This is a genomic window from Megasphaera sp. MJR8396C, assembly GCF_001546855.1.
Lineage (GTDB): Bacteria > Bacillota > Negativicutes > Veillonellales > Megasphaeraceae > Megasphaera.
Genome location: NZ_KQ958151.1, coordinates 1 through 15558, shown reverse-complemented (window position 1 = coordinate 15558; position 15558 = coordinate 1). Strand labels below are relative to the sequence as shown.

General features: G+C 50.5%; 12 protein-coding genes and 1 pseudogene. 2 read left to right on the top strand and 11 right to left on the bottom strand.

Annotation, left to right across the window (positions count from 1 at the left end):
- The first annotated feature begins 176 nt into the window (after positions 1-176).
- Complete coding sequence (locus HMPREF3201_RS01585) at positions 177-4472, top strand: 2-hydroxyacyl-CoA dehydratase (RefSeq protein ID WP_062411424.1); 4296 nt, start codon at positions 177-179, stop codon at positions 4470-4472.
- 80 nt (positions 4473-4552) lie between these two features.
- Here HMPREF3201_RS01585 and HMPREF3201_RS01580 read toward each other — a convergent pair whose 3' ends face one another.
- From HMPREF3201_RS01580 to HMPREF3201_RS01560, 5 genes are all read right to left on the bottom strand, one after another.
- Positions 4553-6850 carry a xanthine dehydrogenase family protein molybdopterin-binding subunit gene (locus tag HMPREF3201_RS01580; protein WP_062411423.1) on the bottom strand — a complete coding sequence of 766 codons (2298 nt, stop codon included), beginning with the start codon at positions 6848-6850 and terminating at the stop codon, positions 4553-4555.
- A complete protein-coding gene (locus HMPREF3201_RS01575; protein WP_062411422.1) occupies positions 6850-7317 on the bottom strand; it encodes a (2Fe-2S)-binding protein in 468 nt (155 codons plus the stop codon). The genes HMPREF3201_RS01580 and HMPREF3201_RS01575 overlap by 1 nt, the downstream gene beginning before the upstream one ends.
- The gene (locus HMPREF3201_RS01570; RefSeq protein WP_062411421.1) at positions 7317-8099 is read right to left on the bottom strand and encodes an FAD binding domain-containing protein; all 783 of its coding nucleotides are present in this window, start codon (positions 8097-8099) and stop codon (positions 7317-7319) included. The genes HMPREF3201_RS01575 and HMPREF3201_RS01570 overlap by 1 nt, the downstream gene beginning before the upstream one ends.
- 39 nt (positions 8100-8138) lie before the next feature.
- On the bottom strand, positions 8139-8912 hold the full coding sequence (locus HMPREF3201_RS01565) for a TatD family hydrolase (RefSeq protein WP_062411420.1): 774 nt from the start codon (positions 8910-8912) through the stop codon (positions 8139-8141).
- 179 nt (positions 8913-9091) lie between these two features.
- The gene (locus tag HMPREF3201_RS01560; RefSeq protein ID WP_154254104.1) at positions 9092-10936 is read right to left on the bottom strand and encodes an acyltransferase family protein; all 1845 of its coding nucleotides are present in this window, start codon (positions 10934-10936) and stop codon (positions 9092-9094) included.
- Between the two features lie 594 nt (positions 10937-11530).
- Here HMPREF3201_RS01560 and HMPREF3201_RS11710 point away from each other — a divergent pair.
- Positions 11531-11713 (top strand): hypothetical protein, encoded by a 183-nt coding sequence (locus tag HMPREF3201_RS11710; protein WP_154254107.1) that lies wholly within the window; start codon positions 11531-11533, stop codon positions 11711-11713.
- 148 nt (positions 11714-11861) lie between these two features.
- Here HMPREF3201_RS11710 and HMPREF3201_RS01550 read toward each other — a convergent pair whose 3' ends face one another.
- The 6 genes and pseudogenes from HMPREF3201_RS01550 to HMPREF3201_RS01530 form a co-directional block, all read right to left on the bottom strand.
- A complete protein-coding gene (locus HMPREF3201_RS01550; RefSeq protein ID WP_062411418.1) occupies positions 11862-12284 on the bottom strand; it encodes a hypothetical protein in 423 nt (140 codons plus the stop codon).
- A 20-nt stretch (positions 12285-12304) separates the two neighbouring features.
- On the bottom strand, positions 12305-13267 hold the full coding sequence (locus tag HMPREF3201_RS01545; protein ID WP_229020969.1) for a hypothetical protein: 963 nt from the start codon (positions 13265-13267) through the stop codon (positions 12305-12307).
- Between the two features lie 63 nt (positions 13268-13330).
- Positions 13331-13399 (bottom strand): annotated as a pseudogene (locus HMPREF3201_RS12100) (zinc-ribbon domain-containing protein); the annotation flags it as partial.
- A gap of 74 nt (positions 13400-13473) precedes the next feature.
- Positions 13474-14028 carry a zinc-ribbon domain-containing protein gene (locus HMPREF3201_RS01540; RefSeq protein WP_062411416.1) on the bottom strand — a complete coding sequence of 185 codons (555 nt, stop codon included), beginning with the start codon at positions 14026-14028 and terminating at the stop codon, positions 13474-13476.
- Positions 14029-14054: 26 nt separating this feature from the next.
- Entirely contained in the window at positions 14055-14540 is a 486-nt protein-coding gene (locus HMPREF3201_RS01535) for a DUF805 domain-containing protein (RefSeq protein ID WP_062411415.1), read from the bottom strand.
- 36 nt (positions 14541-14576) lie between these two features.
- Positions 14577-15161, bottom strand: coding sequence for a DUF805 domain-containing protein (locus HMPREF3201_RS01530; protein WP_062411414.1), 585 nt, complete (start codon positions 15159-15161; stop codon positions 14577-14579).
- Positions 15162-15558 lie beyond the last annotated feature (397 nt).

Sequence of the window (15558 nt, the reverse complement as noted above, 5' to 3'; positions counted from 1 at the left end):
TTGCACTTCCCAAAAGATATCTATTTCTTCTTAGTATAAAAAATCCTTTATATCACCCCCTTACAGAATAAAGGGATTATGGTACAATATAAAGTAGACTTTTTATATATAGTCTTCATTATAGATAAAATTTTTTAAAGAAAGAGTCGGTTTATAAACCGATAGGGTGACAAAACATGAAGAATCTCTTACACATCGGCATTGACATCGGTTCGACGACAGTAAAAATAGCCGTCCTCAACCATGCCAAACAATGCCTGCACGCATGCTATGTCCGCCACTATACGGATATACGCCAAAAAGTTTGGGATTTACTCCAAAACGCCTACGAAATCTTTGGCGACCGTCAGATCACCATGGCTATCACCGGATCCGGCGGTATTGCCCTGGCCGACTATCTGCACATCCCATTCCTGCAGGAAGTCATCGCCGGCACCAAAGCCGTTCGAACATACTACCCACAGTCCGATGTCATCATCGAACTGGGCGGTGAAGATGCCAAAATCACCTACCTCACCGGTGGCAATGAGCACCGCATGAACGGCAACTGCGCCGGCGGAACGGGGGCCTTCATCGATCAGATGGCAACCCTCCTCGACACCGAAGCCAGCGGCTTGAATGAACTGGCCAAAAAGTCCGATACGATCTATCCTATTGCAGCCCGCTGCGGCGTCTTTGCGAAAACGGATATCCAGGCACTCTTAAATGAAGGGGCCAGCAAAGAAAATGTCGCCGCCTCGGTGTTCCAATCGATTGTATTCCAGACCATCACCGGCCTGGCCTGCGGCCGCCCCATCAAGGGCACGGTTTGCTTCCTCGGCGGTCCTTTGACCTACTTGTCCCAGCTTCGCGAACAGTTCGCCAAGACCCTTCACTTGACGCCGGACAAGGTCATTGCTCCGGAAAATGCCCAAGTCTACGTCGCTATTGGCGCGGCCCTGGGAAGCATGGATACCAAGCCTGTATCCTTCATGAACCTCATGGGCCAGCTGAAGAACGTCGACGAATCGACACTGGCCAAGTCGGACCGGGTAGCGCCCCTCTTTGACAGCCAGGAAGAACTGGACGAATTCCAGGACCGCCACCGTCAGCATACGGTTCCCCACGGCGATATGAACAGCTACAGCGGCCCTTGCTATCTCGGCATCGATGCCGGTTCGACGACGATCAAGGCCGTCGTCTTGAGCGAAGACATGAAGATTCTCTATTCGCACTATCAGAATAACGAAGGAAGTCCTTTGACAGCTGCGAAAAAGATCGTCGCCGACGTCTATGCCCGCCTTCCGAAGGGCGCCTTCATCGCCAAAGCCGGCATTACCGGGTACGGCGAAGCCCTGCTCAAAGAAGCGCTGCACCTCGACCTCGGTGAAGTCGAAACGATCGCCCACTATCAGGCTGCTTCCCATTTTTGCCCGGACGTCGATTTTCTCCTCGACATCGGCGGTCAGGATATGAAGTGCAGCCGCATCAAAGACGGCCACATCGAAGACATCCTGCTCAATGAAGCCTGCTCATCGGGCTGCGGCTCCTTCCTCGACACCTTTGCCAAATCGCTGAAGATGTCCATTCAGGAGTTTTCTGAAGCAGCGCTTCTGGCCAAGAGCCCCATCGACCTCGGCTCCCGCTGCACGGTGTTCATGAATTCCAAAGTCAAACAAGCACAAAAAGAAGGCGCTACCTTAGCCGATATCTCTGCCGGCCTGTCTTACTCGGTCATTAAAAATGCCCTTTATAAAGTTATCAAAGTTAAAGACCCTGCAAAACTTGGCAAGCACATCGTCGTCCAAGGCGGTACTTTTTACAACGACGCCGTTCTCCGGGCTTTTGAAAAGCTCCTGGGCCGCCAGGTCATCCGTCCTTCAATTTCAGGACTCATGGGCGCCTTTGGCATGGGTATCATCTGCCGTACGGCTTACCATCAGGACCATACCGTATCGACCATCGTCGACGAAAAAGCCCTGCAGGAACTGAATATCACGACGTCGATCCGCCACTGCGGCCTCTGCACCAACAACTGCCTGCTCACGGTCAACACCTTCAACGACGGCCGTTCCTTCATTACGGGCAACCGCTGCGAACGAGGCGCTGCCGGTTCGACGACAGCCCGCAAGAAGCCGTTGCCGAATATGTATAAGATAAAATACAATCTCCTCTTCGGCTATAAACCCCTGGTCGATGCACCGCGCGGCACCGTCGGCATCCCCCGAGTCCTCAATATGTATGAAGACTATCCCTTCTGGTTTACCTTCTTTACCAAACTCGGCTACTCCGTCGTCCTGTCCGATCCGTCCTCGAAAGGACTCTTTGAAAAAGCCATGGACACGATTCCGTCCGATTCGGCCTGCTATCCGGCCAAACTCGTCCACGGCCACATCGAAAACCTCCTTCAAAAGGGCGTCGACCGCATCTTCTATCCCTGCATCCAAAACGGGCCTCAGGAAGGCAGTAAGGACAACACCTTCAACTGCCCCATGGTCATGAGTTATCCGGAAGTCATCCGCAACAACATGGGCGAACGACTGGCCGAAACGAATACGCCGTACCTCTGCCCCTTCCTGCCTCTCCATGACAAGAAACGCATCGCTAAACGGCTCATCGAAGAATTAAAGGCTTGGAATCTCCCTGACCGGGACATCAAAAAGGCAGCCATGGCCGCTTGGGACGAAGAAGAAGCGTACAAACAGAAGATCAGCAGCCTGACCCAAAAGATTTTAGACGACCTCAAAAAGAACGACCAGCGGGCCATTGTCCTCTGCGGCCGTCCGTACCACGTCGACCCGGAAATCAATCACGGCATCCCGGAACTGATCAACAGCCTGGGCCTGGCCGTCCTTACCGAAGACGGCGTTGCCTCCTTGTCGACCTTTGACGGCAACCTCCGCGTCGTCGATCAGTGGTCGTACCACTCCCGCCTCTACCGGGCTGCCCAGTACGTCACCCAGCATCCGAATCTAGAACTGGTAGAACTCAATTCCTTCGGCTGCGGCCTCGACGCCATCGTCGCCGATCAGGTACAGGATATCCTGGCCCACGGCCACAAGATCCACACCCTGCTCAAGATCGACGAAGGCTCGAACCTCGGTGCTATCCGCATCCGCCTGCGCTCGCTCCTCTTCGTCATGAATCATCGGCCGAAAGAAGATTACACCCTCGAACCGTATTCCTACGAAAAGACGATCTTCACCAAAGAAGACGCCAAAAAGAACGTCATCCTGGCGCCTTCCATGACGCCGATCCACTTCCCCATGCTCATGTCGGCCTTCGAACACGAAGGCTATCACGTCGAGCTCCTGCCCCATCAGAATCAGGAAGCCATCGACACCGGCCTGGCCTACATCCACAACGATGCCTGCTATCCGGCCATCATGAGCCTGGGCCAGATTCTCACGGCCCTCAAGTCAGGCAAATACGATTTAAACCATACGACGGTCATGATTTCCCAGACCGGCGGCTGCTGCCGGGCCACGAACTATATCGGCATGATCCGCAAGGCCTTGAACGACGCCAATATGTCCCAGGTCGCCATCTTGTCCCTCAACATGAAGGGCATGAATAAGCAGCCCGGGTTCCAGCCTGGACTCGGCTTCTGGCACCGCCTCATCATGGGCATGATTTACGGCGACGCCCTGCAACAGGTCTTATACCGCACGCGGCCTTACGAAAAGGTCAAAGGTACGGCCGAAGCCTTGTTCAACAAGTGGCAGAAAAAATGCACGGAACAGCTCCATAAGGCCGACTTTACATCCTTTAAGCGCAACCTTCGCGACCTCATTCATGAATTCGACAACATCGAAATGAGTGAAGAAAAGAAACCGCGCATCGGCCTGGTCGGTGAAATCTACGTCAAGTTCCACCCCATTGCCAACAACCACATCGTCCGCATGATCGAAGAAGAAGGCGGTGAAATCATCGTCTCCGGCCTGGCCGACTTCTTCCTCTACGGCCTCCTCGACGACCAGTTCCGCCATAAGTACCTCTCCGGAAGCTGGAAAGACGCCTTGTTCAGCAAGACCGGCGTCCGCCTCCTCGAATGGTACCGCAAGCCCTATGAACAGGCTGTGGCCAAGAGCCGTCACTTCGATCCCATCACGTCGATTTACGACATTGCCGACGAAGCCAAGAAGTTCTTGTCCCTCGGTCATGAAGCTGGCGAAGGTTGGTTCCTCACGGGGGATATGATCGACCTCATCCACCGCGGCGCCAAGAACATCGTCTGCCTCCAGCCTTGGGCCTGCCTGCCCAACCACGTTACGGGCAAGGGCATGATCAAGACCTTGAAAGCGGCCTTCCCGGAAACGAATATCGTCGCCATCGACTACGACCCCAGTGCCAGCTCGGTCAACCAGACGAACCGTCTGAAATTAATGTTGACCACGACCTTTGAAGGCATTCGGGAAACGGTTCAGGAAGACACCAAACCGGTCATGCCGTTCATGAGCGGTGTCCGCATCAACAGTTCCCTTGAAAAATAACATTACAGCATCACAAAGAGCGCCTTTCCATGATACCTTCATGGAAGGGCGCTCTTTTTTGTCTTTCAGGATATTCAAGATTAGACCATCTTCTGCTTCATGGCCTGATAGAGTTTTTCTGCCGTAATGGGAAGGTCGCGGACCCATACGCCGGTTGCATTGTAGACGGCGTGGGCAATGGCCGGTGACGGCGAATCGATGACCAGTTCACCGATGGACTTGGCACCGAAAGGACCGTTGGGTTCATAGCTCGGTTCGAATTCGACGTTGATCGGCCCCACATCGAGACGCGTCGGCAGGCGGTACTGCATGAAAGAATTATTCTGCAGCCGTCCCGTCGGCGTATACTGAACGTTTTCTGTAAGGGCCATGCCGATGGCCTGGACGATGCCGCCTTCGGCCTGGACGCGAGCCAGGCTGGGGTTGATGACCGTACCGCAGTCGATGACGGCGTCGTATTTCAAAAGGGTAATGTGCCCCGTTTCCGGATCGACATCAATCGTCGCAGCGCCGGCCATATACGGCGGCGGACTGGTCGGCGAATAACAGGATTCCGTAGCTTCAAGGGCAATGCCATTCATGAACATGGCCCCGTTGCCGAGGTCGCGGACGGTAATCGATTTTCCGGTCGCAAGGCTGGTAATGGCCTTGCCGTCAAATTCCAAATCATCCAGATTGGCATCAGAAAGTCCCAGTTTTACAGCCGCCAGTTCTTTCATCCGTCGGATCAGGCTTTCACAGGTCTTGACGACGGCATTGCCCGTCAAATACGTCGTCGACGACGCATAGGACCCGCTGTCATAAGGCGACGTATCGGTATCGACGCCGTCGGTAACGATGTCATCGACAGAACACATGAGGCATTCAGCCGCGATCTGCGCCAAGATCGTATCGCAGCCGGTCCCCATATCTGTGGCCCCGATGTGGAGCGTATAAAAGCCGTCATCATTGACTTTGATCGTAACCGAGGCGACGTCGACGTTGGAAACACTGGAGCCTTGCATGGCAATGGCAATGCCGACGGATTGAATATGGCCGTTGGGCAGGACTTTTCGCGGCGACGCATCGTCCCAGCCAGACATGGATACGACCCGTTCCAAACACTTATCGAGGGTACAACTGAGAGCCGTTTCATTAAAATAGGCCGGAAGAACCTGATTTTGACGGACCATATTCTTAAACCGCAGGGCAACGGGGCTCATATGGAGGGCCTCAGCGAGTTCGTTGACCGCCGTCTCCAAAGCAAAGAGGCCCTGCGTCGCCCCATAGCCGCGATAAGCGCCGGCAGCAATGGTATTGGTATAGACACAGGTATAGCTGAATTGGAAGGCTTCAGCGGCATTATACAAGGGGATCGACTTATGGCCCGACAAGGTAACCGTCGTCGGCGTATGTTCGCCATAAGCGCCGGCATTCCACAGCGAATCGAGGTAAACACCGCGAATGTGGCCGTCCTTCGTGGCCCCGAGGATGACCCGGATCTGTGATTCATGACGCGGCGTCGACACCGTCAATGACTCTTCCCGACTGTAGACCATATAGGCCGGCTTCCCGGTCAGCCAGGCAATGAAAGCCGGATAGACTTCCATGACGACGGTCTGTTTCGAACCGAAGCCGCCGCCGATGCGAGGTTTGATGACCCGGACCTTCGATTTCGGGATTTCAAGAGCATGGGAAACGACGCGGCGTACATGGAAGGGAACCTGGGTCGAGCTGACGATGGTCAGCCGTCCGAAAGCATCTTTATAGGCATAGGCCCGGAACGTTTCCATGGCCGCCTGCTGGTTCTGCCGCGTGTGATAGGTCCGGTCGATGACGACGTCTGACGAGGCCAGGACGGCATCGATATCGCCGTGGCGGTCGCAGGCCTTGGCGACGAGATTGCGCTTATGGTCACCGCCAACGTCGACCAAAGGCTTCCAATCGTCTTCAGGATGGACGACGATGTCATTGTCCAGGGCTTTCGTAAAGTCGAGGAGCGGTTCCTGGACCTCATAGTCGACGCGAATGGCCCGCAGGGCCTTATCTACGGCCTCTTGATTCGTTCCGGCTACGAGGGCAACGGCATCGCCGACAAAGCGAATCTGTTTATCCAAAATGAGCCGGTCATAGGGACTGGGTTCGGGATAGGTCTGGCCGGCAATGGTAAACCGAGACTTGGGGACGTCATCGGCCGTTGCGATACAGACGATGCCCGGAATCTTCTCAGCGGCACTCTTATTGACCTTTTTAACGATAGCTCTGGCATGGGGACTCCTCAGGACTTTGACGATGAGGCAGTCTTTCGGCATGATGTCTTCCGTATAGACTGGCTGCCCGGTAACCAAGGCCTGAGAATCCTTTTTGGCCACGACCTTATTGATCGATTTAAATTCCATCAGGACCGGACCTCCTTCCCCTTGGCTTTAAAAAATTTCTTGATGGCCCTCATATGGCTCATATATCCCGTACAGCGGCAGAGATTGCCCGATAAAAATTCCTTGATCTCGTCTTCGGTCGGTGAGTCGAAGCGGCGCACCATGGACAAGACGTTCATGACGAAGCCCGGATTGCAGAAGCCGCACTGATCGGCGCCTTGCTGGCCCATGTAGAAGGCAAATTCTTTGGCTTCCTCTTGGAGGCCTTCGAGGGTCGTAACCCGACAGCCGTCGATACGGACGGCCAATACGGCGCAGGACAAGACCGGCAGATCATCGACCCAAACGGTACAGAGCCCGCAGTTCGTCGTTTCACAGCCGCATTTTACACTATAACAGCCTTGGCTGCGGAGAAAATCATACAGCATCATCCCCGGTTCGATATCGGCCGAAGCTTTTTTTCCATTAAGCCAATAGGTAATCAGCATTAGACATCATCTCCCATCGTTTGAGCCAACAGGCGCCGGCATAAGACGACGGCCATGTCATGGCGATATTCAGCAGAACCGCGCAGATTCGTTTCATACTTTACCTTTTCGGCAAGTTCCTGACCGGCCTTTTCATAGCCAAGGGTCCTGACCGCATCGACGGGGATACTCATGACTTCCGCCCTTCCCGGACGGGAACCGATGGCACAGCGCACATCTTTTCCATCGGCGTGGACAGCTACGGCGATGATGGGAAAATCCGTTTCATTGAGGCGAAGGGATGCATAGGCCGTGTTTCCACGCTTTTTAGGGACGATAATATGACTTACGATGTCTTTTCCCGGCCCCTTCTTGCCAAAATCAAACAGGCTGATGCGGCCGCCCTTATACAGTTCAACATCGGCATCGAGGGCTAAAAGTAAGGTCCAAATATCGGAAAAGCCGAAACGGCCGCTGACGCTGCCGCCAATGGTCGCCAAGTTGCGGAACTGAGTCCCTACAATGTGGCGCGTCGCTTCTTTTACCGCTCCCTGGGTATAGGTCACGAGCCCCTCATGACGGCCAAAGGCACCAAGGGTCACCATAGCGCCGATGATAAAAGCGTCATCCCCTTCTTCTATCGTATCGAGACCAAGACCCGACAAGTCGATGGCCTGGGCAATGCGTCGCTGGGGCGACAGGCGAAGCCAGCAGCAGCCACCGAGGACGACGGCGCCCCGGACTTGATTGAGTTCCCACGCTTCTTCAAGGGTCGCCGCCTTCGTATATTGCACAATATTCATAAAAATACCTCCTTACAAGGGAGAAATAACGGCCAAGCCTTACAGGCGAAACAGTTTTTCTGTGTTAGCCTTGGCCTGCGCCGTCAAGGCTTCGACGGAAACATCCATATACTGAGCCAGTGTACTGACAACATAAGTAATATTATTGGGGACATTCGTCCGCGGCAAGTGAAACCCCCGCGGCGTCAAATACGGAGCATCGGTCTCAAGGAGAACCCGATCCAGGGGTAATATCGACACGGCCTCGCGCAGCGGTTCGGCTCGCCGTTCATCGCAGATCCAGCCGGTAATACCGATATAAAAGCCCATATCGAGCATGCGGGCCAGCGTTTCCTTATCGCCGGTATAGCAGTGAACGACCGACTTCGGACAGACCCCTTCATGGCCTTTAAAACAGGCTAAAAAATCGTCTCCGGCATCGCGTTCATGAAGAAACATCGGTTTATCCAACTCTTCCGCCAGGGCAATCAGTTTCTTAAAAAAGTAGATCTGGTTTTCTTTTTTAGAATACATGCGGTCATAGTCAAGCCCGGTTTCACCGACGGCGACGATTCTCGGGTTGGTCGTGACGATACGCCGGATTTCGGCTACATCATCGTCCGTCGCGGCATCGGCCACGTGGGGATGAATGCCGGCCGTACCAAAGACCTCATGCTGCCGGACAAAGTCATCGACCAGCCGGTTTTCCCTGCCTTCGGAGCCGGTCAGGATACAGCAGATACCGTCGGCTTCGGCATCAGAAATGATCTTTTCCGGATTGGGAAAAGACCGGGTAAATAAATTAAGCCCAATATCGTAATAGGTTATATCCATTCCAATACACCTCGTAATAATTTGTCATCTTTATTGTACCAAAAAACAAGCGCCTTGCGTAGCCTATCCAAAGGTGTCCAAAAAAGCATCGACGAGACACATCCAAGGCAGGCGTCGATAAAAAACGAGGTGCCTCGTGAATGCCGGTTCACGGGACACCTCGTTTGCGTCATCGGGTTTCAAACAGAAGCCTGCAAGGTTTCCGTTATCGTACGATGAATGAGTTTTGCATATTCCTTTGTGCCTTCCGTATTCGGATGAATCTCATCATCGGTCAGCCACTCAGGATGCTTTTGAATCAAATTGTACCAATCAATAATGGTGACATTAGCGTGCTTCGCCTGAATCTTCTTTAAATAAGCATTGTTGCTCTCCTGCCAGCCCGTGCTGGGACAATATACATTGACCCAGAAAATATGGCGTTTAGGGCCAAGGTACTCCAGCAAGGCTTCCGTCTGCTCTTCATACTGACCGTCAAGGGGGCCGTTAGTCCCTAAGGCGATTAAAACGACATTCCCCAGGCGATTTTCAGCCTCCATGGATTCAGCAATCTCGACCCCGGCACCGACATACCGCGATACCTTGGCATCAATATAGCAGTCCGGCAAGGTTTTCTTCAGTTCCATAGCCGAGCCCAACATGACCAAATCGCCAATGCAGGCAATGCCGTGTAAGTCAATGTCTTTCTCCGAAACAACAGGGACCGTTTGGCTGGTCTGCTGTTCATTCAAAGCCTCGGCATTCTTCTCTAAAACGGCCTTCAATTCGCCGGAATCGGCCGCCTTATAGGCGGCCGATTCATAAATACCCTTACAGCCATAACCCATCATAGTGAATCCCGGCAGGGACAGCAGAAAGACGGAAAACACATAAATGACCGTCCGTCGGGGTACCAGGGACAGTTTGGGCAAGGTCGAGATGCAGCTCACCAAACTATCGGACCATACCGCCAGGAAGATAATGACGGCGACTTCAACGATGGGGACAGCATAAGGGATTTCCATGCCCCAAAAGGTCGTGTCTGTATTCCACTTCATGTATTGGAATAAAAAAATAACCGGGTACTGCCACAAGAAAATACCGTAGCTTTTCTTTCCAATCCAGCGGAAGACAGGATTATCAAAGACTCGCCCAATCTGTAAATCCCGATCAACAGTTAAGGCCAGCATCACGCAAAATACCAGTGTCATCAACAGCATGCCGCCCTGATAGGTAAAGGGATATTGGCCATCCATCAGGAAATATCCGGCAACGGTGATGCCCAACAACAGGAAAAATACGCCGTATTTAACGGCCTTTCCCCATGGTTGTCGGAGAAAGTTAAAGTTAAAATGATCGTGGTACAGCCCCATGGCGGCGCCTAACAGCAAGGCATAGATACGGGTATCGGTTCCATAGTAAAGACGGGTAACATCCATTCCCGGCTGATACATCAATGGCATGAGAAGGGCCGACGCAAATCCCAAAAAGGCCGTGACAACGATGCCGACTCGTTTTCCGTACACCTGGGAAATCCCGACAAAAAAAATAAAATACACGGGCCATACCAAATAGTACTGCAGCTCAATGGCCAAAAACCATAGGTGGGTAAAGGGCGATTGATTGGTCAGGCGGGTAAAATAGTCTGCATTCTGTGCAATTTGCCACCAATTATTGTAGCCCAACAGGATGGACACAATTTCCGTACGAATGGCTGAAATGACCTTGGGCGCAAAGAAAGAATAGGTGCCAATGGTGACAAGGATCACCAGCAGCAGCAAGGGGTACAGGCGCTTAATTCGTTTCCAATAGTATGCAGCTATATGGAATCGATTCTGGTCCAGGTTGCGCTGGCACGTATAGGCTGACAAATAACCGGTCAGTATAAAAAACAGGGAAACCCCAAGATATCCGCCGACGAACTGCTGCGGCATCAAATGGAACAAGGTGACCCCCGTAATAGCTAAGGTCCGCAGTCCATCTAAGCCATGGATATGCATGGAGGTTTTAACGATATTGTCCGCTATTTCATGGTCGTTTTTCATCGAAGTATTGAAACGCTCCTTATACAAATTTTTTTATATGTAAACGGGAAGGTTTACGTGCAGCCTGCCATTGATCCTCGCAATACGGACACCGTTAGCTCAAATCAGGTTGACGATATATCGTCGAAAATCTTCCCACTTGTAGAAAGAAAGCAAAAAGCATGGCGTCGAAAATCAGTTCTTCTGTCGCTTCCAGCGTTTCAACCTGCCGATAACAACTCCGAAATTCGCTTCTAACGATCCTGAGCTGGACCGTCCCGTTCGGAATATCATCATAATGGTATGAACTGAATTAAAAGTTATCCTGCGTTTTGCATAAATAGACGACGAATTGACCAAGAAACCATCCCTTTATCACGCTTTGTACAGGCGCCCTGCCCATACGTTTCAAAAGGAGCGGAATTTCCCAAACACACGATGAATTCAGACTGGTCGAGAACAATGTAAACGAATATACACCATCTGCCCTTCAAAATGACTGCATTTAGGTTGACAACTCGCCCTGTTTCGAATACGATCCTCCTCTCGTTTTAATAAATGTATTACTATATGTATAGATAAGCTGCACCTACGACGGCACAGCGAGAGTTCACCATGAATAAACCGACCTTTACTCCGAATCCGAACGCCGGCAGCGATGAGAAAGAGCCGCCGATTGAAAATAGATATCAAGTAAGTGAGGGCGCGCCAGAATCAGCCGTTCTTCCAGACTACATAGCCTGGAGAATGATTACACGATTATCTTCTATTAAATACAATTTTATCACATATATTTAAAAACGTTAAGTATATAAATGACTATTTATATTTTCCATGAATGACTTTTTCTCCATAAAAAAGGCTTCCTAAAGCCAGATTTTTTCAAATCTGACCTTAGGGAGTCCCTTCCAGTACATCAAGCCAAAATGATAACACTTTCCGTGTATCATTTTTTTGGCTGATAACTGTCTAATACTTTTCCGACAACGGCTAAACTGGCAAAACGGTTCAATGAAACCCCGTTGATTCCAACGTGACCTAATTCAAAAGACTTATTGTTATGTAAAATAAATTGAATTTTAGCCTTCGCCGGTTCATCCTCCCAAGTGCACTTTCCATTAAATTCAACGACTTGGGACTTATCCTCAGCCTCAAAGGATTCCCATTTGCCATTCGTAAAAAATTGATCGAAAGCCGGCCCTACGGGCACCTTCGGATTTAAATCCATGGTCCCATTCCGCACCATTTGGACCTGTTTATCATATGAGTCTGCACAGCCTCCGAGGGCCATTGCCGTAACCACCATCATCAAAGACAGACAAATATAAATCAGAAATCGCGAGAATCGCCGTTGCTGTAGCTTATCCATAAAGTTCGACCGCCTTATCCTTAGAACAAATCGTCAAAAAAGCTGCCACCGTCATCATCGTCGTCAAAAAAGCTGATAGAAGACTTTTCGTCATCATCATCGAAGATATCGTCACTGCTGTCGTCATAATCATCACTATCTTCGTAATCACCTTCAGAATCATAGTCACTGCTGTCGCCATCATCACTGTCTTCGTAATCGCCTTCGGAATCATAGTCACTGCTGTCAGCGTCATCGTAGTCACTATCATCATAGGATTCGGAATCATCGTCATCGTTCCTGGTCACATACGACGTAGCATCGGTACCCGTGTACGGCATATCGGTCATATTGTCCGCTGCTTCTACCGTTGGAATGGGAGAATAATCATCGGTAATAGGACCTGCAGTTCCCCTTCCCAGCCCGCCATCACTCATCAAGGTGAGCATATCCGCATCAGTAACTGGTACATAATGTGCCGGTGCACCAGATGACGCCGCTGCCGTATTCCCCATGATCGCCCGCGTCGCCGCTTGAGCCACGGCTCCCGTTACTGCACCGACAGCGGCAGCCTTCATATAGTTTGCAGCTTGATTACTTGAACCGTCTTTAGCATTCCGCGAATAATCTGACTGTGCTCGTTGAGCGCCTCCACGACTATCGGGAGAGGCCATATTCGCCATCTCCGGAAACTGCAGTAACTCGGGATGAGACAGGACCTGCGTTTTTTGAAGCATGTCCAAGGTACGATACAATTGATTGGCCAACATAAGTTGATCCAATTCCGGTGACGCAGCCCCCATCTTTTTGGCCTCTATTAAGTGCACCAACGCCGCCGTATAATCGGGAATCGCGCCCGAAGGAAATAAAATGTCTCGTGCCTTCTGCAATTCAGCCTGAGCCGATGATGCCGTGCCCGAGACTTCCTGCGGTGTATGTTCCGGCCCCTTCGCCGTTACCGCCGCCCCCGTCTGCGGAGCTGATACCGGTCTTGAGTGCCTCACTTTCTGTGCAGGCGGCGTGGGACGAGATTTCGGTTTAGCCGCCCCCATCGATGCCTCAACTTTACTGCCGCAATGGGTGCAGAACACATCCCCTTCAGCCAATTTGGATCCACAATTTGTACAAAACCTCATATAGAACGCCTCCTGACAGGTACTCCGGTAATAAAAAGCGCCGTACGGCTTCATCACGGCCCTTTTCACTCATGTTAAATTTCTCGATAATGGATGACTTTCTGCCCATCACAAATTTGTTTCATAATCGAATAGTCGATGCCGTCGACCTTTCTCCCATCAATGAAAACACTTTTAGCTTGAAAGGTTTTCGTGTCTGGATTTACGGTAAATACGGCTCGGAAATTATTCGTCCCACCATCTTCTGTATTTCTCGATTTTCCTTTAAAAATAACTAAATGCTCTCCATTCTGCTGCGACGATTCCCATTCCGTATCCGCGAAGAAGTTTTCAAACGCATCGCCAACGGTCACCGTTTGATTGAATGTAAAATGACCGGTTTTTACAATGGCAACATCGGAATCATAGGTGGCGACGCTGTACCCGACGAACAGCAAGATGAAAGCACCGATAACCGCCAAGACATTGCGAATCTTCTTCGATTTACTTTTCTTTACCGTCGCGGCGGGCTGCGGAGCAGCCGCGGCCGGTTCTGCTGCTGCAGCCGACTCTGATGTCGCAGCAAAGCCGCAATAAGGGCAAAACTTAACGGTATCAGAAATTTCCTTTCCACATCCCTGACAATACATAAGGTGTCACTCCCTTCTGCGATACTTTATACCGAAACAGATCCATATTGATTCGGCCCTGGCGTCCCCTCTTTGCCAAACACGTAATAGATAGCAATCACATTGGCAACGGGCAGGAGAAATAAAAGACAATAAAATCCGGATTTACCAATATCATGGAACCGCCGCGCAGCCATCATCAGATTAGACACCGAAATAACAATGGCGGCACACCCCGTTAAGATCATGAGCGCCGTTATTTCTAATACATTTAACATCGCAAAACAAAAACCAATCACCATTAAAATGAGGAACCGCTTAGCATACGTTTTGCGGCTGAGCCGTCCTTTAATCGAAAAATAATCTTCCCGGATACTGCCTTTTTTTACCGGCTCAGGTGTACTTTGCACCGGCACTGCAGCAGGCTTTTGAACGGCAGTTTCCTGAACTTGTTCAACCGGGGCCCCACAATTCGGACAAAATCTGCCGTTTTCTGAAATAGGGGTTCCGCATTTTGCACAAAATTTTCCCATATGGTTCATCTCCTTATACTTTATAGGTAAGCTTTATTATGACAGTCCCAAGGGATCCGGTCCGTATTGATTGGTTCCCTTCGTCCCCTGTTTGACTACCATATAAATAAACATAATGATGGCGGCAATCCCTAAAAACATCATTTTTCGTTCAGATCTTCGCGACACGGTCATCGTTCCCGCAATAATAGACATGGCTTCAATCCCAACAAACCATAGCGCCATTTTCAGATCTTTTATATTTAAGTCTTTCAGCCGCCTCAAGGTCAGGCAATATTCAGGATATACATAAGCTAACGATGCAATCGTAATCAAGCCTTCTACACCGGCAGATACATTCCCCCATGAATCGGATAAGATAATCCATAAGATCACAATAGTAGCAAGTCTTGCCCCAAAAACAGCCAGCATACGCTTTAAGTACCGCAAGCGGTTTAAGCGTCCGTCCTTCTTTAAAAACATTTCTTCCAGGGTTCGATCCTCCGTATATGCAGAAGACGTTGAAGCGCCTTTTGGAATTGGCGCTGCAGCCGCCGCCTGCGCTACGTTTGCTCCACAGGCAGGACAAAATTTTGCCGTATCCTTGATCTCAGCCCCGCACTTATAACAGTATTTAGCCATTATGCTCTCCTCCTTTGAACCTATGTCCGTCATATGAAAGCATGCGCCGGCTTCCGTTCCATATATGACATAAGTTTAAGCTAATAATCATAAAAATATTTATTTTATGTCAAAAACAAACGATATAAAAGGGTCATCTGCGATTCACTGACAGCTCTTTCGATTCTTTTACTCTCATTATAGCAACGGATAAGGACATATTCTGTCTTTTAAATCATAAGTAGAAAAAAAATTGGATTATACGTCAAAAAAATGATGTATAATCCATATTTCATAGGGTTAAATATATCAACAAAAATACAGTTTTATTCCAAAAAATACGACGCTCTCTGATGGTCATAAAACAGGAATGACCATCGACCATCTTCAAATCAAAACCACCAGTTTAACTGGTGGT